11 protein-coding genes are annotated in these 18072 nt (G+C 44.7%); 1 reads left to right on the top strand and 10 read right to left on the bottom strand.

From position 1 onward, the window contains the following. Nucleotide 1: 1 nt before the first annotated feature. The 4 genes from AC5FX6_RS19225 to AC5FX6_RS19210 form a co-directional block, all read right to left on the bottom strand. Nucleotides 2-2494, bottom strand: a complete 2493-nt coding sequence (locus AC5FX6_RS19225; protein WP_493598584.1) for an efflux RND transporter permease subunit — start codon at nt 2492-2494, stop codon at nt 2-4. Between the two features lie 309 nt (nt 2495-2803). Next, nucleotides 2804-2965 carry a hypothetical protein gene (locus AC5FX6_RS19220; RefSeq protein WP_493598583.1) on the bottom strand — a complete coding sequence of 54 codons (162 nt, stop codon included), beginning with the start codon at nt 2963-2965 and terminating at the stop codon, nt 2804-2806. A 418-nt stretch (nt 2966-3383) separates the two neighbouring features. Beyond that, entirely contained in the window at nt 3384-5030 is a 1647-nt protein-coding gene (locus tag AC5FX6_RS19215; protein ID WP_493598582.1) for a mechanosensitive ion channel family protein, read from the bottom strand. A 277-nt stretch (nt 5031-5307) separates the two neighbouring features. After that, nucleotides 5308-6810: a glycine--tRNA ligase gene (locus AC5FX6_RS19210; protein WP_493598581.1), complete on the bottom strand. Its 1503-nt coding sequence runs from the start codon at nt 6808-6810 to the stop codon at nt 5308-5310. Between the two features lie 228 nt (nt 6811-7038). On the opposite strand from AC5FX6_RS19210, the gene AC5FX6_RS19205 reads away from it, so the two are divergent. Continuing rightward, nucleotides 7039-8175, top strand: coding sequence for a hypothetical protein (locus tag AC5FX6_RS19205; protein WP_493598580.1), 1137 nt, complete (start codon nt 7039-7041; stop codon nt 8173-8175). 381 nt (nt 8176-8556) lie between these two features. On the opposite strand, the gene AC5FX6_RS19200 is transcribed toward AC5FX6_RS19205, so the two are convergent. From AC5FX6_RS19200 to mnmG, 6 genes are all read right to left on the bottom strand, one after another. Continuing rightward, nucleotides 8557-9012 carry a hypothetical protein gene (locus tag AC5FX6_RS19200; protein ID WP_493598579.1) on the bottom strand — a complete coding sequence of 152 codons (456 nt, stop codon included), beginning with the start codon at nt 9010-9012 and terminating at the stop codon, nt 8557-8559. A gap of 91 nt (nt 9013-9103) precedes the next feature. Then, complete coding sequence (locus tag AC5FX6_RS19195) at nt 9104-9592, bottom strand: DUF4385 domain-containing protein (RefSeq protein WP_493598578.1); 489 nt, start codon at nt 9590-9592, stop codon at nt 9104-9106. Then, entirely contained in the window at nt 9582-11660 is a 2079-nt protein-coding gene (locus AC5FX6_RS19190) for a cation:proton antiporter domain-containing protein (RefSeq protein ID WP_493598577.1), read from the bottom strand. Before AC5FX6_RS19190 ends, AC5FX6_RS19195 begins: the two co-directional genes overlap by 11 nt. A 1914-nt stretch (nt 11661-13574) precedes the next feature. After that, the gene (locus AC5FX6_RS19185) at nt 13575-15185 is read right to left on the bottom strand and encodes an Ig-like domain-containing protein (protein WP_493598576.1); all 1611 of its coding nucleotides are present in this window, start codon (nt 15183-15185) and stop codon (nt 13575-13577) included. A 76-nt stretch (nt 15186-15261) separates the two neighbouring features. Next, on the bottom strand, nt 15262-16149 hold the full coding sequence (locus AC5FX6_RS19180) for a class I SAM-dependent methyltransferase (RefSeq protein WP_493598575.1): 888 nt from the start codon (nt 16147-16149) through the stop codon (nt 15262-15264). Then, a complete protein-coding gene (gene mnmG / locus AC5FX6_RS19175) occupies nt 16150-18012 on the bottom strand; it encodes a tRNA uridine-5-carboxymethylaminomethyl(34) synthesis enzyme MnmG (RefSeq protein ID WP_493598574.1) in 1863 nt (620 codons plus the stop codon). It abuts the gene before it with no gap. Nucleotides 18013-18072 lie beyond the last annotated feature (60 nt).

Raw genomic sequence — 18072 nt, 5'->3', positions numbered from 1 at the left:
GTTAAGCACTTACTTCTTCAGGTAATTCGTCTTGTAATTTCAACTTCAGCTGGTTCAGGTCAAGCTCCTCGTCCTCGTGCTCCAGATAAAACTCGTCGTAGTGTTCTATCAGGGCGTACGGGTCGCGCTTGTACTTGCCGCTATCAAAGCTCATCAGCAAAGTTGGCAATATAATCAGGTTTGTGAATAATGCAATCAATAAACTCACCGACATCAGCACGCCCAAGGCCTTGGTTCCGCCAAATTCAGAGAAGGCGAATATCACAAAACCGAAGAACAGGATGATGGACGTGTATATCATACTCGTGCCCGCCTCCGTCAAACTCGTCGTGATGGCGCGACTCACGTGGAACCCGTTGCTCAGCAACTCACTCCTATACTTAGCCAGAAAGTGAATTGAGTCATCAATGGCTATACCTAGCGCAATACTGAAAATCAGTGCCGTGCTCGGTTTCAGCGGTATGTTGAAAACCCCCATCAATCCGCCCGCTATCAAAAGCGGTATCATGTTGGGAACCACTGAGATAATCACTACCCTTGCCGATTTAAACAACAAAGCAATCACAATAGTTACCAACACGAAGGCCAGCAGCAAACTTGAGCGCAGGTTGTTGATTAAGTATTCGTTGCCTTTGATGAACAGGAGCGTTGTACCCGTCAGACTGACCTTAGTTTCAGCGCCTGTCTCATCGCGGGTAAAGGTCATGGTGTTGCCCTCCTCCGTCACGGTCACGCCCTCGCCACCGTAGATGTCGCGCAGCTCTGGTTTTATTTTGCTGATGATCAATGTGTCGAGCTCTCTGGAACCTGCGTCTGCCACTTTGAGGGAGATTCGGGCAGTCTGTCCGGTGCTGTCCACGAAGGAGCGCAGGAGCCGTTGGTTGTCGCCACCGTCTTGCTTGGCCAGATAACTGAACACAAAGTTGCGCTCGGTATTGTCTGGCAGTCGGTAAGAGTTAGGGTCGCCTTCATAGAAGGCCTGCGTGGCTGTCTTTACTAGTCCCACGATAGAAATGGGCGCTGACAAAATAGGCTGCGTGCGCAGGAAGTCTTCGAGCTGGTTGAGCTTGTTCAGGTTGGGAAGCCGCATCACACCTTGCTTTATACCGGTGTCCACGATAATCTCAAGTGGCATGACCCCGCTAAAGTGGTGCTCAAAGAACGCCAAGTCGGCATTCACGCTACTCTCCGCCGGCAGGTCGTCGACCATGTACGAGACCGTCTTCACCTTATAGATTCCCCAGAACGAAGCTAGCAAGGCGACAATAGTAAAGAAGTAGACCAGATGGCGTTTGTGGTGCACGATGTAATCCAGGAACTCCAGAAACTTATTAAGCGGCTTGGCATCCAGGTGGCGCAGCTGCCGTGGTGTTGGGGGCGGCAGGTACGAGAACACCACCGGTATCAGCACAATGCTGATGATATACGTCACGAAGATGTTGATGCCCGCCACGACACCGAACTCATAGAGAATGGCCACATGCGTGAACGTGAACACAATAAAGCCGATCGCAGTCGTCGTGTTCGTTACCAGATTCACTACCCCGATTTTGCTGATGACCCGCGCCAGCGCCATTATTTTGTTGCCGTGCCGGCGGTAGTCGTAATGGTAGCGCGTGAGCAGGTAGGTCGTGTTCGGTATACCTATCACGACCAAGATGGCAGGTATAAGACCAGTGAGCAATGATATCTTGTAGTCCAGTATCGCCAGCGTGCCGAGCACCCATACCACCACCATGCTAATCATCAGGAGTGGGAAGATAACGGCGTAGAAGGAGCGGAAGAAGATGAAGAGTGTGATGCCTGTCACCAGCAAGGCCAGCACCAGAAACATTTTCATTTCGGCAGCTACCTTGGTCGTCATCACCGCGCGCACAAATGGCAGACCCGCATAATGCAGCTTTATACCTGTCTCCTTGGAAAAGACTTCGGTATGGGCCATCACGTCATCCATCACCTTCACGCGGCGGGCCGAGTTCAGGTAGGCGGGGTCAACGGTCACGGCCAGCAAAGTAGCTCCCGTCTTTTGGTTAATGATTTGGCCATCATAGAAGACCTGACTACGCATCACCCGCAGCATGCTGTCGAGTTGCGCTTGGGTCTGGGGCATGGGGTTGAAGATGGGGGCCGTAGTGAACTTGCGGTCGGCGGTGTCCTTTACGACCTGTATCAGGTTGGGCAGCGAGATAACCGCCTTAACTCCTTCTACTGTGTTCAGCTGGTCCGAAAGGGATTTGAGCTTCTGGAAGTTCTCTAGTTTGTAGGCCTTGGTGCTTTGCATACCCACCACGAGAATGTTGCCATCCTCGCCGAATGTCTCTTTAAATCGCTGGAAGTATACCATGTCCGGGTCATCCGGCGACACAACATTGGCGAAGTCGTACGACATTTCTGCGTCTTTGGCCTGATAACCCATAAACGCAGTAAGCAACGCTAACAGGATGAGCAGTCTCAGCCTGTTTTTGATAATGAAAATGGCAATCTTATTCCACATGGTCCCCTTTGATGCCGCAAAGGTAAGGAATTTTAATTTTTCCGGGAGCTTGTATTAAGGGTATGCTGCCCTTAATGCCTGATTGTAAGATTTGAATGGGAAGTGCAGTTATGGGAATGCTAATGTAGAGGAAGGTTACTTTAAAAAGGGCTTAGAAATTCTGTCATTCTGTAAAGAAACTTGGTTGCTGGGAGTTTAAGCTGTCACTATGTACTACCAAGTTCCTTACAGGATGACAGAAGAGAAGAATGGAACACAAAAAAGCCCTTATCGTGTATACAAGGGCTTTCTCTACATTATTAATCTGATTTATTTCTTCTTATTGGAAGAAGACGAAGAGTTAGACGATTTGTTTTCGGGCACACAGTTCGGTACCTGCTTTCCATCCTTTTCCTTCATTCCCACTTGCTCGTAGCCTTTCCAACACGGGTCCTTTTCTGAGCTGCTTTTCGATTTTGATGTGTTTGCCATAGCTTTTGGTTTTAAGTTTGAAACTTGCAATGCAGCATGCAATACTTCAATCAATGTGTCTTGTCCTTTCTGAATAGCATACTACTGTGTTTATAACTGGTAGATCCTACAGTTTGTTATTGAATCAATTGTAATCACTTACAGATTACCGATTGACAGTTTATGCACTGTTGGTAATCTTGCTTTCCAACACAGGATGTGCATCAATTAACAGCTTTACTGTTGACATACATCTTCGCTAGTCTCCTTGTGCATAAACCCACCAAATCCTAATTCTCAACAAATTATGAATCAATATCTTACGTCATATAAAGCAGTAACTTGAGTAGCTTAATCCACATCAGTTCACCCTACCTATACCTTTATAAGATACTTCTACTTAACATAAGTAACAAACTTTCAGTGTGTTCAGGACAAATTAGTTCTCTACTTGAGCGGCCTGTTGTACCTGTTGCATGCGAAAAACTGGTGCTTGGTAATCGGATGGCAGGTAATTTTCAGGTATAGTCACCATGTTTCCGTCCCGCTGTGCGCGATAATGTGGCGAGAGGATCTCTATACCTCTTTCATTGAATTTATCCTGTATATGCTGATGGATATTAGAATAGATAACGGCCATACTTCCTGCATTGCGGGTATAGGCATTCAGTTGATAGCTCACATAGAAATCATCAAGACTGGTTTGCAGTACGAATGGTTTGGGTTCTCGCAAGATCATAGGTACTGCTAAAGCGGCATCAATTAGAGCCTGGTGCACTTTTGCCCATGGTACATCATAACCGATCGTGACCGTGGTATTGAGTATAAGTCCTTTGTTTTGTTCGCTGCAGCAGTTCGTATAGTTAGTAGTATGGTTAGTTAAGATCATAGCATTCGGGATCGTGATATCTTCATTCTTAATCGTCCGGATGCGCGTCACTAAAAGCGTTTTCTCTATCACATCACCTGTGATGTCATTTATCTTAATTCTATCCCCTATCCTGAACGAGCGCATATAGGTAAGCACCATACCTGCCACCATGTTTGCGATAGCAGACGATGAACCTAATGAGAAAAGAATACCGATGAATACTGAAACACCCTGAAAAACGGGAGAACTCGAGCCTGGCAGGTATGGGAAGATGACAATGAACATGAACGCATAGAGCAGAAAGCGCACAATGTTATAAGTAGGCTTGGCCCAGTCGGCATAAAAGCCCGGTATTTCAAGTTTGCCACTCTCTACTTCATCTGACAGGAAACGGAACAGCTTGACGGTATAATGCGTCACCACAACAATTACCAGTATTGTCAGCATGTTAGGAATGTAGCTAAGAAAGCCTAACCCAATCTTGCGGAGCGGATTCAATATATAGAGTAGCAGCGTATCAGCATAACCTTCTGTCCAGGGAAAAATACTGAAGAGCACAGGCAGCAGGAAGTACACCATCATGAAGATCACGATAAGTCTTACAAACTTCATGGCCGTAAGCACAAGGCCTACCTCCCGCTCCGGTGTGAGCAGTTCGTAATTTCTCACCTTTAGACCTTTAATTCGTTTGTCCTGCTGTTCTTCAATTTTAAGGAAAATGTATCCGAATAGCTTGTTTACATACTTGATCAGCAGGAAGAATACTACCAGCACAAGCAGTGCCAGGCCTATTTCGGTCAGAATTTCACGAAGACTGTACTGTTCTGAAAACGTCTTGACGCTTCTCCTGATATTGGTTGCGTAAATCTCGGCTAACTCCATGCGTGACTTATCCGCTAGACTAGCGTCTGCTTCCGTGACACTCATCAGTACTCTGTCTGCATACAGCACATCTGCTGACAGCGCATTCTCCAGCACCTTTATAGAATCAGCTTTGAAAAAACGGTCTTCTGCCAATATCCGGATACGTCTGCTAATGGCTTCGGCACGCTCTTCTTTGGTAAAGGAGCCTACCGGGTTATAAAGCACAAACAGTGTGTCGCGGTGTAAGATAACCGGGGCTCCGGCAGGTTTAGTGAAGGTAGTATCGGGTTGAGCAAATGCCGTTACAAAAGCTGACGAGACAATCAGCCACATCAATAAGAATAATCTCATGTACGAATAGGGTGGATGAATCTTGAATATAATAAAAAAACACAAAAGCTCGCGCATATAGTGCGCCAGATACTGTGGATTAATGTACCTGTTAGAACAAAGCCAACAACAACCAATCTATTGCTATTCTTTGATTTATGATCTGACTAACAAGTTAGATCTCACAAAGTTTCAGGTATTTCTCCACATGCTTTATGTTAGATATCAGACAGCATAAAACAAAAAAGGCGGTACTGCCGAAGCAATACCGCCTTTCTATAACTAGAGATCCTGATGCTTAGGCCAGCTTCTCAAATATGCTCTTGAAGTTTACGGCTTTGTCAATGTAGCTGTGCAGTTCACTGATCGGCATACGTACCTGCTCTCTTGAGTCGCGGTCGCGTACGGTTACCGTGTTGTCCTCCAATGTTTGGTGGTCTACGGCGATACAGAACGGCGTACCGATGAGGTCCTGACGGGTATAGCGCTTGCCAATGGAGTCACGCTCTTCGTAAATCATGTTGAAGTCGTAACGCAGCGAGTTGAAGATCTCGGTCGCTTTCTCTGGCAAGCCATCTTTCTTCGTGAGTGGCAGGATAGCGGCCTTTACAGGAGCCAGTGCCGGGTGGAACTTCAGGAAAGTACGGCTCTTGGTAGAATCGCCTTCGGTGATTTCTTCTTCGGTATAGGCGCTGCACAGGGTCATCAGGAACAGGCGGTCAGCTCCTACGGATGTTTCCACCACGTACGGAATGTAGTTACCGTATGGTTTGCCGTCATCGTTCAGGTCGTTGTCGAAGTACTGCATTTTCTTGCGGCTCAGCTCCTGGTGCTGTGTCAGGTCGAAGTCAGTGCGAGAGTGTATACCTTCTACTTCCTTGAAACCGAACGGGAACTTGAATTCAATGTCCACGGCGGCGTTGGCATAGTGAGCCAGCTTCTCGTGGTCGTGGTAACGCAGACTGTCGGCAGGTATACCGATGGCCTGATGCCACTTCTTACGAGCTTCCTTCCACTGGTTGTACCACTCCATCTCGGTGCCAGGGCGTACGAAGAACTGCATTTCCATCTGCTCAAACTCCCGCATGCGGAAGATGAACTGACGGGCTACAATCTCGTTACGGAATGCCTTACCGATTTGCGCGATACCAAACGGCACCTTCATGCGGCCGGTCTTCTGCACGTTCAGGAAGTTCACGAATATACCCTGAGCCGTTTCAGGGCGCAGGTAAATGGTGCTCGAGTCTTCGGCCACAGAACCTACCTGCGTCGAGAACATCAGGTTGAACTGACGCACTTCGGTCCAGTTGGTAGTACCGGAGATCGGGCATTTAATGTCTTCACGGATGATCAACTCACGCACGGCGTCCAGTTCCTCAGCGCCCAGCAGTTTGCCCATCTCTACTAACAGTTCACTGGCTTTGTCATAGTGACCGTCAGCTTCGTACTGGGCGGCTTTCTCTTCTATCAGCACGTCGGCACGGTAGCGCTTCTTCGAGTCCTTGTTGTCGATCATCGGGTCGTTGAAGCTGTCCACGTGACCGGAGGCTTTCCAGGTATGCGGGTGCATGAAAATGGCGGCGTCTATACCTACCACGTTCTGGTGCAGCTGCGTCATGGACTTCCACCACAGGTTTTTGAGGTTATTCTTCAGCTCTACGCCCATCTGGCCGTAATCGTACACGGCTTGCAGACCATCGTATATCTCGCTAGACGGAAATACGAAGCCGTATTCCTTTGCGTGCGAGATGATATCTTTCAATTGTGCGTTTTCTACAGGGGTTTTCTCTTGTGTCGCCATGTTGCAAAGATAGAACATTAAGGTGTGATTTTGCCATACGCGATTTATAGATTTTAGAGTATATAAAACATCGTATATTTTACTCTTTTATAAAATTTTATAACTCTAACAATCCGGAAAGGTATAAGGCAACATCTGTTAATAATTTCTTAACATTGGATAGATTAACCTACCGCCCAATTTGTAATAACTTGCGTCGTTTTTGTAAAACTCACCCAATTCTATAAAATGGCTAAGACTAAAAAGGGTAAAAAACCAGTTGTTCCTACCCAGCCTTACAAGTTCAGGAAGCGTTTCAGCTTGCTGGATGTGCTTTTCCAAAAAGAAAAGAGATTCCTTTACTTCATTGCTTTCTCCTTTATTGTCGCCGGTATTGTCTATCCATATGCATCGATCGCGATGTGGGTGGGTTTCCTGTTTGCCGCTTACTCGGCTATCGCGAACGATAGTATTCAGACCATCGGTACCTTCATTATCTCAAATGAAAAACGTGCCTGGTACTGGCAGTGGCTCTTCATGGGCGCTATTTTCTTAGCTACTGTATTCTACAGCTGGTACATGTTTGACGGTGACGTAACCTACCAGCGCCTAGCCTCTAAGGGATTTGACCAGACACCTGATAACTTTGTGTTCCTGCAGCTGGCCGCACCTATTATCCTCTTGCTCCTTACCCGCTTCCGTATACCTGTTTCTACTACCTTCATGCTCCTGAGTGTGTTCACGGTAAGCTCGGGTGCCATTGTGGGCATGATTGAGAAGAGTTTATTGGGTTATGTTGCTGCTTTTGGCACGGCGCTTCTTTTATACCTTGCATTATCAAAGGTGATCAAGCGTTTTGTGAAGGGCGAGGCCCATAGCTTCTGGACGGTAGCACAGTGGGTTGTATCCGGTTTCCTGTGGCATACCTGGCTGGCGCAAGACCTGGCAAACGTAGCCGTGTACCTGCCGCGCTCGCTCAACGTCTGGGAGTTTGCCGCTTTTGCAGGCTTTATCTTCTTAGGTATGGGCTTCCTTTTCTTCAAGAAAGGAGAGAAAATACAGGAGATCATCAACGAAAAATCAGATGTGCGTGACGTACGCAGCGCCACGATCATTGACCTGGTTTACGCTATCATCCTCTATTTCTTTAAAGAGCTCAATAACATGCCAATGAGTACTACCTGGGTGTTCATCGGTTTGCTGGCAGGCCGCGAGTTAGGTATGCGCATCAGAGCACATGAAGGCAGCACTAAACTGGCCAAGACTTTCAACCTGATCGGGAAAGATATTTTATCTGTGACAATTGGTTTGGTTATCTCGGTTATCATGGCCATCGCCATTAACCCGGTTATTCAGCAGGAGATCATGAATTTCTTCTTCGAATAGGCTATACCTACTTCACTATAGAAAAGGCCCGGCATGCGTCGGGCCTTTTTGTTTTTAGCCTGGAATTAGCTGTGTATAATAATTCTTCAAAGTGCCTTCCTTAACGCTGTAGAGGACATAATGAAATCCTTTTCCACGCTTTGATTTGTTAGCAAGTGACCGGTCTGATCATCATCGCTGATTTGATTTCATCCTGCCCTCTTCTGTGACGTTGTTCTCAATAAATCTCAAATCGCTCTACTATCAGGTATAGCATCAGCATATTTTAGTTTATAATCTCCATTCCAGAAATAGCGATTTAGGTTATCATTCATCCATCACAATAAAAAAATCCCGACTCCTTTGCAGAAACCGGGATTATGTAGAAATACTGTTTGCTTGTTATTCTGGCCAAACTACTTCCAGGTTGTCGTTGATGAACACACCGAAGTTTACAGCGATCAGTTGATCTTCGTCGAAATACAGGTCGATCATTTCCTTTTCATAAGAAATGCGGGTTTCACCTGTTTCCATTTCCTCTTCTTCTATGTCTTCGTAGCCGTGATCTGCGAAAAGCCGTTTCAGTTGATCCTGGCTCATTTCGAAAATACGCTCTTCCCACAGCTTCACGTCGCGGTTCGCTGTTTCGATGCAGCTCAGTTTGTAATCATCTTCTTTGTCAAAGTAAAGGGAGTACCCCTCTTCCCAATAGTTCCAGGCTTGATGCTCAAACTCATCTTCTTCATCAGACTCTTCAATCTCTTCAGGTTCGCCTAGTAGTTGCTCTACTTCTTCCATTGTAAGGCCAAACTTGATCTTTCCAAGCCCTTTGCCTAACCTGATTTCTTTGTTAACCATGTTGCTCTCTCGTTTTATCTTGTATGCAAAGATATGTGATTTACTAATTTCGGAATTAAAAGGTTAAACGCTATAATCGTCTTTTAATTTTTTAGGATTCGTATTTTGACCTGAACTCGGCCATCAGTTGCTTATACGTTTCATTCTCTTTTGCCTCATCCCATTTCATTTTGAATATACGCGCTGACTCAGCTTTCACCGGGTCAGGATCCAGCGGCAACTGGTCGCGACCGTGAGCACCACTCTGGCCTTTTTTATCATCTGGTACGGGGCCTTTATACTTTTGCCCGGTTCGGTGGTTGGCATAGCGCCGGGAGCGCGTATACCCCATCTGCAAAAACTTACGTGCCATATCAGCGCCTACAAAGTCGTTCTGACGCAGGTAATCCAAAAATAGCCCGTAGATATGCTCTGATGACTCCTGTGCGATCTCAGGCGTTTTAAAGCGCCAATGCGGCAGGATCTCCGACTTATAGGGCTCCACTAACAATACACCCTGCTCTCCTTTTCCTATACGGTATAGCTCCGGGTTTTTCCTGAAATCGGTTTTTTTAAAGTCCAGTTCGTAGTTAAAGCTCATTGCGTGCCCTTGTGTCGTCTGTTAAGCTTGTCATGTTAAATTGGTCGTCCTCATACAGCACAGGGTACTGCTCCGGATATGTTATGATAAAGCTGTTTTCCTTGTAGTTTCTGGACAGTATACGAGGTACAATATCCAATTCACTGATATAAGACACGGTTCCTTTGCGTGCTGAAATCACCATGACCATATCGTCTTTGCCTATACCTGTCTGATTATTCTCAAACTCGCTCATAGTTGGTCGTGGCAAGAACTCGGCATCTATGGCCGGCTTATTAGCCTTTACTTCTGCCTTTAGCCTGTTTAAAGTTCTTCTGCCTGCCATAAACACCACTCTTGCCCCTAGTTGCAATGATAACAGCTTCACGGAGCGTATCCAGCGCAGGAAGCCTCTCTCCAACTCAGCGTTGGCTGGCACGATCACTACAATTCTGTTTGTCGTGTTGAGCGGCTGCACAATCTTACATACCTGAATCATTTGTTCAGTGTTCTTAAGCAGGTTGTCCAGCACAGTACCGAAAATTCTGTCGCGGGTGGTTATCTTGGCATTCCACCCGAGTACCACCTCAGTGATCATCAGTTCCTTAATGGCCCGCAGTATGCCACTGGCTACGTTTATATCAATCTTGGATACTAGCTGTACGTCGTGATCAGTTGCTGAGGCATGTTTAATGGCCTCCTGCAGCATTTTGTTTTTCTTATAGATTTCCTCTTCCGCATGTTCATTGTCTATGACCACTGCCAGAGGGTAGATCGGTTCATGATACTGTGGATTCTTTAACATGATAGCCAGGTCTACCAAGTTCTCCAATGTTTTGGGGTTTGCTATCGGTACCATAATACGATCTGGCTTTTCGCTAAGATCCGGTCTCCTTCGGCTTTCAATGATTGCCAGAACACGTGCAGCTTTTTCCGTAATGAAAGAACTGCTGAGGGAAGTGGCTAATATCAATACAATCGTCAGGTTGAGCGCGGTTTCTCCAATGATACCTAGTTCGTAGCCAACCAGGATTACGGCTAGTGTGGCAGCTGCTCTTGCCGTACTTAACCCGAACATCAAATTCCGTTGCGTTTTGGTATAGCCATACAGCTTTTGGGTAATGTATGCCGGCAGCCATTTGGTTGCTAATGCCAGCACTATGATGACAACTGCCATCATGATGGTTTCTACACCCTCAAACAGAACACTAACATCAACTAGCATCCCTACACTTATCAGGAAGAACGGAACAAAGATGTTATTGCCTACAAACTCCAGCCTGTTCATCAATGCCGAAGTATGCGGAATAAGTTGGTTTAAAGCCAGCCCTGCCAAGAAGGCTCCTAATATAGCTTCTACTCCCGCCAGTTCAGCCAGAAATGCTGCTGCAAACACAAGGGTTAGTACAAATATGAATTGCGCTCCTTTTTCGCTTTCTATCTGCTTAAAAAACCACTTCGCTATCATCGGGAATACAAAAACGACGATAGCTACGAATATAGATAGGGAGACCATCAATTGGATCCAATACCCTATACCTATGTTTCCTTGCGCCACGCCTGCCACTACTGCTAGTACCAATAGTACAGCTGTATCAGTGATGATGGTGCCCCCTATCGTTACTGTTACTGCCTCGTTTTTCGTAAGACCCATTTTACTTACTATAGGATATGCCAATAAGGTATGGGACGCAAACATGCATGAGAGCAGTACTGCTGAATTTATCTGGTAGTCATACCCATAAAAAAACAGTACCGTTCCTGATAAGACTGGAATGAGAAAGGTAAGGGCACCATACACGATGCTTCTCATTTTGGTTTTTTTAAAGCCAACCATATCCATCTCCAATCCAGCTAAGAACATGATGTATAGTATTCCCACTGTTCCGAAGAGGATTATGCTCGAATCACGGAGTAGCAGATTGAATCCGTTTGGCCCTACAAGAACTCCCGCCAGTATGAGACCAACTATACCAGGTATGCGCAGCTTGTTCAGTATGATGGGAGCAATCAATATGATCAGCAGCACCAACGTAAAGATCAACACCGGATCCTCAAATGGAGGCACCAGCTTTAGAAGTAATGTCATAGTTTTATGTTAGCGTTCTCTTTTTCTCCTTATAAATATAGGCTTTTATTTTTTTAGCCTTTTTCGGCGGCGGCCCTTTTCCTTCTTTTCATCCTGCTCCTTTCTCTTTTTTGGGCCGACTTATCCAGCTTTCCACATCTTACCTGACCTTATTAATTTTAATTAGATGAATCTTTAAATAAATCTTCTTTCATCATTAAGGCTGTTTATAAGTTGATAAGTGTGGAACATCTGAACTTGTCCCCATTTTCATTTCCTATACCTGGTATGTACACCTGACTACCCACATTTTATTTTCCTGTTAATTTTTATCTCTCAATCACTTAACTGCTTTTTCCACTTTTGCCCATTCTATGTGCATTACTTTTTTCACATTCAGGTATCACCGTGGAAAAGCTATTTTTGGGTATACCTTTGTTAACCGCTTTCCACTTTTTGTGTGTTCCACAGCCCTTTTGTTATACCTGTGATACATTCACCAGTTGAGTTATCAGGATTGCTCCACACTTGTCCACATTTATACCCACTCTTTTTGTGGATTTCTGAACAGGTTTTCTGATTTCATTATTTAGGAGCTTTTTCTGCGCTCCAATCCATTGGATTCTTTCTATTACGGAAGTTCTGCCGGATTATTTGTAATGTTCAGCACTTCCTTAAAGTATAGCTGTTCCACAGGGTTTCTGTACTACGATAGAGAATGAATGATGGAAGACAACAGACAGTGAGTCTTGAGTTTTAGTGAATAGATAAACGTTGTCTGTAAGATGGAATAACCGTGGGCTGTGAAGTACTAACCTTTTTTATTAGTCATTTCTGAGGAACATGAATATGATTTGAAACACCATTACTCTTAATGTAGGTTGATGCATTATCTTCTGCAGAGTCTGTCATCCTATTGAGTTTACTTATCGATTCAGTTTAAGCTCTTATGGCTGGATGTGTTTCGGGGTATGCTTTTCTGGAAATACTGTCTTATAGGTTCTGTATTCGAATCGCACTCTCCCTCTATTGGTAGGTATACAGCAAGTCAGTATTCGGTTTAATCCTAACGATTTCACTGAATCTTTCAGATAGCAATCCTCTAAACCTATTAATTCTTGCAGGAACTTACCTTGTTAGGTGCACCTCTAATTTACTGGCTGGTTAAGTCGCTTTTCAGGATTTTTTGATTTGGTAACTCCAATGTTTATTTCGGAGGATTTAGACTTTTGGAAGGGATGTAGCTTGGGGGGCTTAGTTGATTCTTCAAGTGCTTATCGGATCTTGCGCATACCTCCTTTTCAAATTGGCAGTAAAGAAACAGCCCCTTACGTGTTTGCTTTTATACCTTTTAGTTTCTTCAGGTATGGTTAGCTTATTCTAGAGTATGACGTCACGTATTAAGTTCTTTTAGGGAAGTATGTATGAAGTACAGGAAGCTGCCATTTATTCCCTAGTAGTCTAGCTGCTTTTTCGTTTACATCTTATTACTTAGTTTTTACTTTCCATGCCTGATTGGCCTTGTACCAAATAACGGGCTACTTCCTTCTCCTACAAGTAACGTTTATCCATCGATCGTTTTCACAATCATCCTTGTTTTAATTTTGGTGGTTTCTTCTATCGAGATTAAGTGAATCGTAGCTATACCCTACCCTATCTTCTCTTCTATTTCATGAAGTCATATTAGGCATCAACAACTTCTTATACCGTTATACCTACTTCATCTTTTAAGTCACTTCTTGTCTTATTTTTCGACATGCCTATTTGTTAGCATGACTGAATAATTGGGCTGCTTGTGTGTAGACAAAATTTCTGTTTATTGGCCTTGGAGTAGTTTGTTGCTATTTCAGTTTAAGTTTTATCCACGGAATATCAGGCCTTCCAATTCAGATTAAGCATTAAAAAAGGGGGCTATTTTAGCCCCCTTCTGATTTACTAAAATTCTACATTCTCTTCCATTTCCCAATTTGCCCGGATCTCAAGTGACTTGTCATGCAGGTATACCTGCTCTGGTTCTCTTATCAGTTCTGGATCTCCTCCATCCCATTTGCCGTTGTTGTTGGCATCCAGTATTACCCGAATGAAGTAAGTTCCTGGCTCAATGTTTCGGAAGTTAAATGTTTTCGCATTGCGCACTTGCTGCTTTACTTTATACTGGTTGTCTATCAATTGAACGATGTAGTTTGCCTGCTGGGTTTTTACAGCGCCTCTGAGACTTCCAGCGCCGCGTGCTTCTGATACTGTTATCTGCATAGGTGGTTTGCTGAATTGTTCACCCTGCACCGGTACTATACCTGCGCTATCCAATATGATTGTTGCCTGCCGATTTGAGTTAGTCCATTTAGGCATTACAAAGCTTAATTCCGTTGCTGTTCGATCTAATGATACCTGCCCTGGGTATGTCAGTCTGGCTACTTCTATACTATCTGCCTGTAATCTCACAGGTTCCTTTGATTGAATTCTTACGGGTGTTTCCAATTCTATAGTGACCCTTTGCCCTTCACTGATGGTGTTATTGGTGTTAGCGCCATTTACCTTCAGTCTTACTCCATTTACACGCTGTGCTCGCTTTCCTTCAAACGCAATTTGCACCGTATCTACCGTACGATTGGCTGCTGAATCCAACGCAGTGAAAATGGCTCTTCCTCCAGTGAAACGACTATCACCAAACAGATCCACTATCTTGCCGTCAGTTGATATTTTATAAACTAATGAGTCTTTCGGAGAATTAACCGGTCTTGCTGAAAACGATTCTATGCCTTCGTTATAGTTTGCTACGAAACGGTCTGTATACCTTTCTCTTCGCTGTAGGATCGGACGTTTTGTATCGATACGTACTGTTTGCAATATGACTTCCTGTTCTTTACTTGTGACGCGTATAGGCTCTCCTTTGTAAGCGATCCATTCATCTTCATTATCATAAAGAGAGTTGTTATTTTTATCTGTCAGCGCATAGATCCTATACTCGCCATCCTTTATGTTCTCGAAGGTAAACTCCCCATTTGCATTTGTTTGAGTTTGATAATAAGGTCTGCTTTTTCTGATGCTGAGTGTATCATTAGTTGGGTATAGCGCTACCACTGCCTCCTTTTCAGGTTGCTGTGTCAGGAGCTTTACGACTTGTCCGCTCACTCTGCTGGAGTCGATAAAATTACCTGTGCTAAATGTCAGCGACAGTCCTTCCGCTATATTCTTTTCAGTTATATCCTGAATACCTTTTCTAAAATTTAAGGTATAGGTTGTATTCTCCTCCAGAGGTTGCTCGAACACTAATTCCATCCTGGTGCGGCTTGATCTTACCTGGTACTTATTGTCAGTGAAAGGCGTGATCAGCAACTCTTTTTGCAGGTTGTTCTGTTGAACTTCCTCATTGAAATCCAGGGTGATGGTACGGGTAGTTACATTAAGTTCCTTGGGTTTCGGGTTACTGTTCAGTAGTTCCGGTGCTTCTTCGTCCTTTGGTCCCCCTTCCGGGTTATTTATACTCGCACACGATGCTATTGTTAAGAGTGCAGCAGCGAGCAAAATGTTGTTGACAATTTTCATTTACTATTTGTTTAAATGAAAAACAGGCAAACTTTCGCTTGCCTTGTTCTTATTTATTAACACTGTTTGATGATGCTTATTTTCTTTTTGCCACAAAGATAAGGCTTGAATAATCATTGCCATTTTTCTCTGCATAGCTATTAGACTTAAACCCATTCACCACACTGCTGATCATTTTTGTCTTTCCTTCCCTTTGCTTTTCGCTCAGCATGCTCACATAGTAAGCATCAAATTTCATCGGCAGCACTTCCTTTAGTTGCATCTTGTGCTTCTTGAGGAATCGCTTCATGGTTGGTTGTGTGAAATGGTACAAGTGGCGCGGAACATCATAGGCGGCCCAGTCTGCTTTATACTGCTGCGCGTCGTGTGAGTCAGCATTTGGAACAGCTATGATCAGGGTACCATCCTCTTGTAACAGGCTTATAAGCTCTGCGATCGTTTCGTTTAAGGTATGGATATGCTCTAATACATGCCACATGGTTATAACCTCGAACTTCTCTCCGGTAATTTCTCCGAGCTCTTTAGCAATAATTTCGCCTGTAAGAGAGGAAGCTTCTTCCCGAGCACGAATGTTGGGCTCTACTCCTCTTATTTCCCAGCCGTCATTTTTGCAGGCATTCAGGAAGACACCCGTTCCACAACCATAATCCAGTATAGCCCCTTTTGCAGGAGCGTGTCTGTTTATAAGTTCTACTTTTTGCTTCGTTGTGATGGAGCGCACCACATGATAGGCCCTGTTGATAATGCCTGTCTTAATGTTGCTGTGCGATATGTATTCTTCAGATTCGTAATACTTATCAATACTGGCAGCATCAGGCCGCGGGTTCGTGAATTTGAAAGTGCAGTTTTCACACTCCACAATTACGAAGCTCTCTTTCGAGACTGCATTGTCTGTTACTACCAGGAAGTTTTTAAATTCTTCTTTGCCACATATTGGGCATTGCTCCAGTCTTTCGTAGCTCATTTATTTTCCAAGGTATACCATTAGTACCGAAATGTCGGCTGGTGACACACCACTGATGCGCGATGCCTGTCCGATTGTTTCAGGCTGTACGCGCAGCAATTTCTCACGTGCCTCTGCCGACAAGGCAGGTATGTTGCGGTAGTCTATTTTCTCTTTGATGTTATAGTTTTCGAGTTCGCCCATCTTAGCAGCCATTGTGTGCTCTTTCTCGATGTAACTCTCATACTTCACTGCAATTTCAGCTTGTTCTACACTATCAGTTTGAAACTTGCTTAGATATTCCCGCACTGACGGTATAGCTTCTGCTATGTGTTTAATGTCAATATTGGGTCGCTTGATCAGTTGTCCTGCTCGTTGCTTCTCAACTATTGGAGCTGAGCCCAGTTGGTCCAACATGTTGTTGATATCTCCTGGCTCAATCGGCTTATTATTTAAGTAAGCGATTATTTCAGCTGTTTCAGTTTTCTTCTTATCCACAGCGGCCAGTCTACTTTCGTCAGCTAATCCAAGTTCGTATCCTAGCTTTGTCAGTCGGATATCGGCATTATCCTGACGTAGTAGAATACGGTGTTCAGCCCGTGAAGTAAACATACGATAAGGTTCATCTGTACCTTTGTTTACTAAGTCGTCAATCAGTACACCGATGTAAGCTTCAGAACGCTTCAGTATAAACGGCGCCTTCTCATTTATCTTGTTATGCGCATTTATACCTGCCATCAATCCTTGACAAGCTGCCTCCTCGTACCCTGTCGTTCCGTTTATCTGACCAGCAAAGTATAGGTTTTGCACCAGCTTTGTTTCCAAGGTCAGGTTCAACTGAGTTGGTGGGAAGAAGTCGTACTCGATAGCGTATCCTGGGCGGAACATCTTAGCGTTCTCAAATCCCACGATCTTACGCAGTGCTTTTAACTGCACATCTTCTGGCAATGAACTGGAGAATCCATTCACATATACTTCTACTGTGTTCCACCCTTCCGGCTCCACAAAAATCTGATGGCGGTCACGGTCTGCAAAGCGGTTGATCTTGTCTTCAATGGAAGGACAATAGCGAGGTCCTAATCCCTGAATACGGCCTTGGAACATTGGTGATTTTTCGAAGCCTGTCTTCAGAATCTCGTGTACTTCGGAATTGGTATAAGTGATATAGCAACTGCGCTGCTGTGCTAGTGGTGTAGTTTCGGTATAAGAGAACTTAGAAGGGTTCGCATCTCCAAACTGTTCTTCCATGCGGCTATAATCTAGCGAACGGCCATCCACACGTGGAGGTGTACCAGTCTTCATGCGTCCTGCCTCAAAGCCTAATTGGATCAGCTGTTCGGTTATACCTTTTGCTGATTTCTCGGCTGATCGGCCACCACCCATTTGCTTATCACCGATGTGGATAATACCATTCAAAAAAGTGCCATTCGTTAAGATAACGGCCTTTCCACGTATAGTTATCCCCAAGCTTGTGCGCACACCAACGGCCCTCTCATCCTCTACTTCTATACCGGTCACCATCTCTTGCCAGAAGTCTACGTTCTCGGTTTGCTCTAGTGTCAGGCGCCAAGCTTCGGCAAATCGCATACGATCACTCTGGGCACGTGGACTCCACATGGCAGGACCTTTTGATTTGTTGAGCATGCGGAATTGGATCATGGTCTCATCTGTGATGATACCACTCATGCCACCCAATGCATCAACTTCGCGCACAATTTGTCCTTTTGCTACACCCCCCATGGCTGGGTTGCAAGACATTTGTGCAATAGTATTCATGTTCATGGTCGCCAATAGGACTTTTGATCCCATTTTGGCAGCTGCAGCTGCGGCTTCACAACCAGCATGACCTGCACCTACAACTATGATATCGTATTCTGGAAACATGTATTCAGGATTTAGAGATGTTTCACGTGAAACATCAAAGGGAGGTCGGTAATTCCCTTA

Source organism: Pontibacter sp. LHS2 (assembly GCF_058932845.1).
Note: the sequence above shows the minus strand (reverse complement) of the source record. Positions and strands in the feature narration are given on the sequence as shown.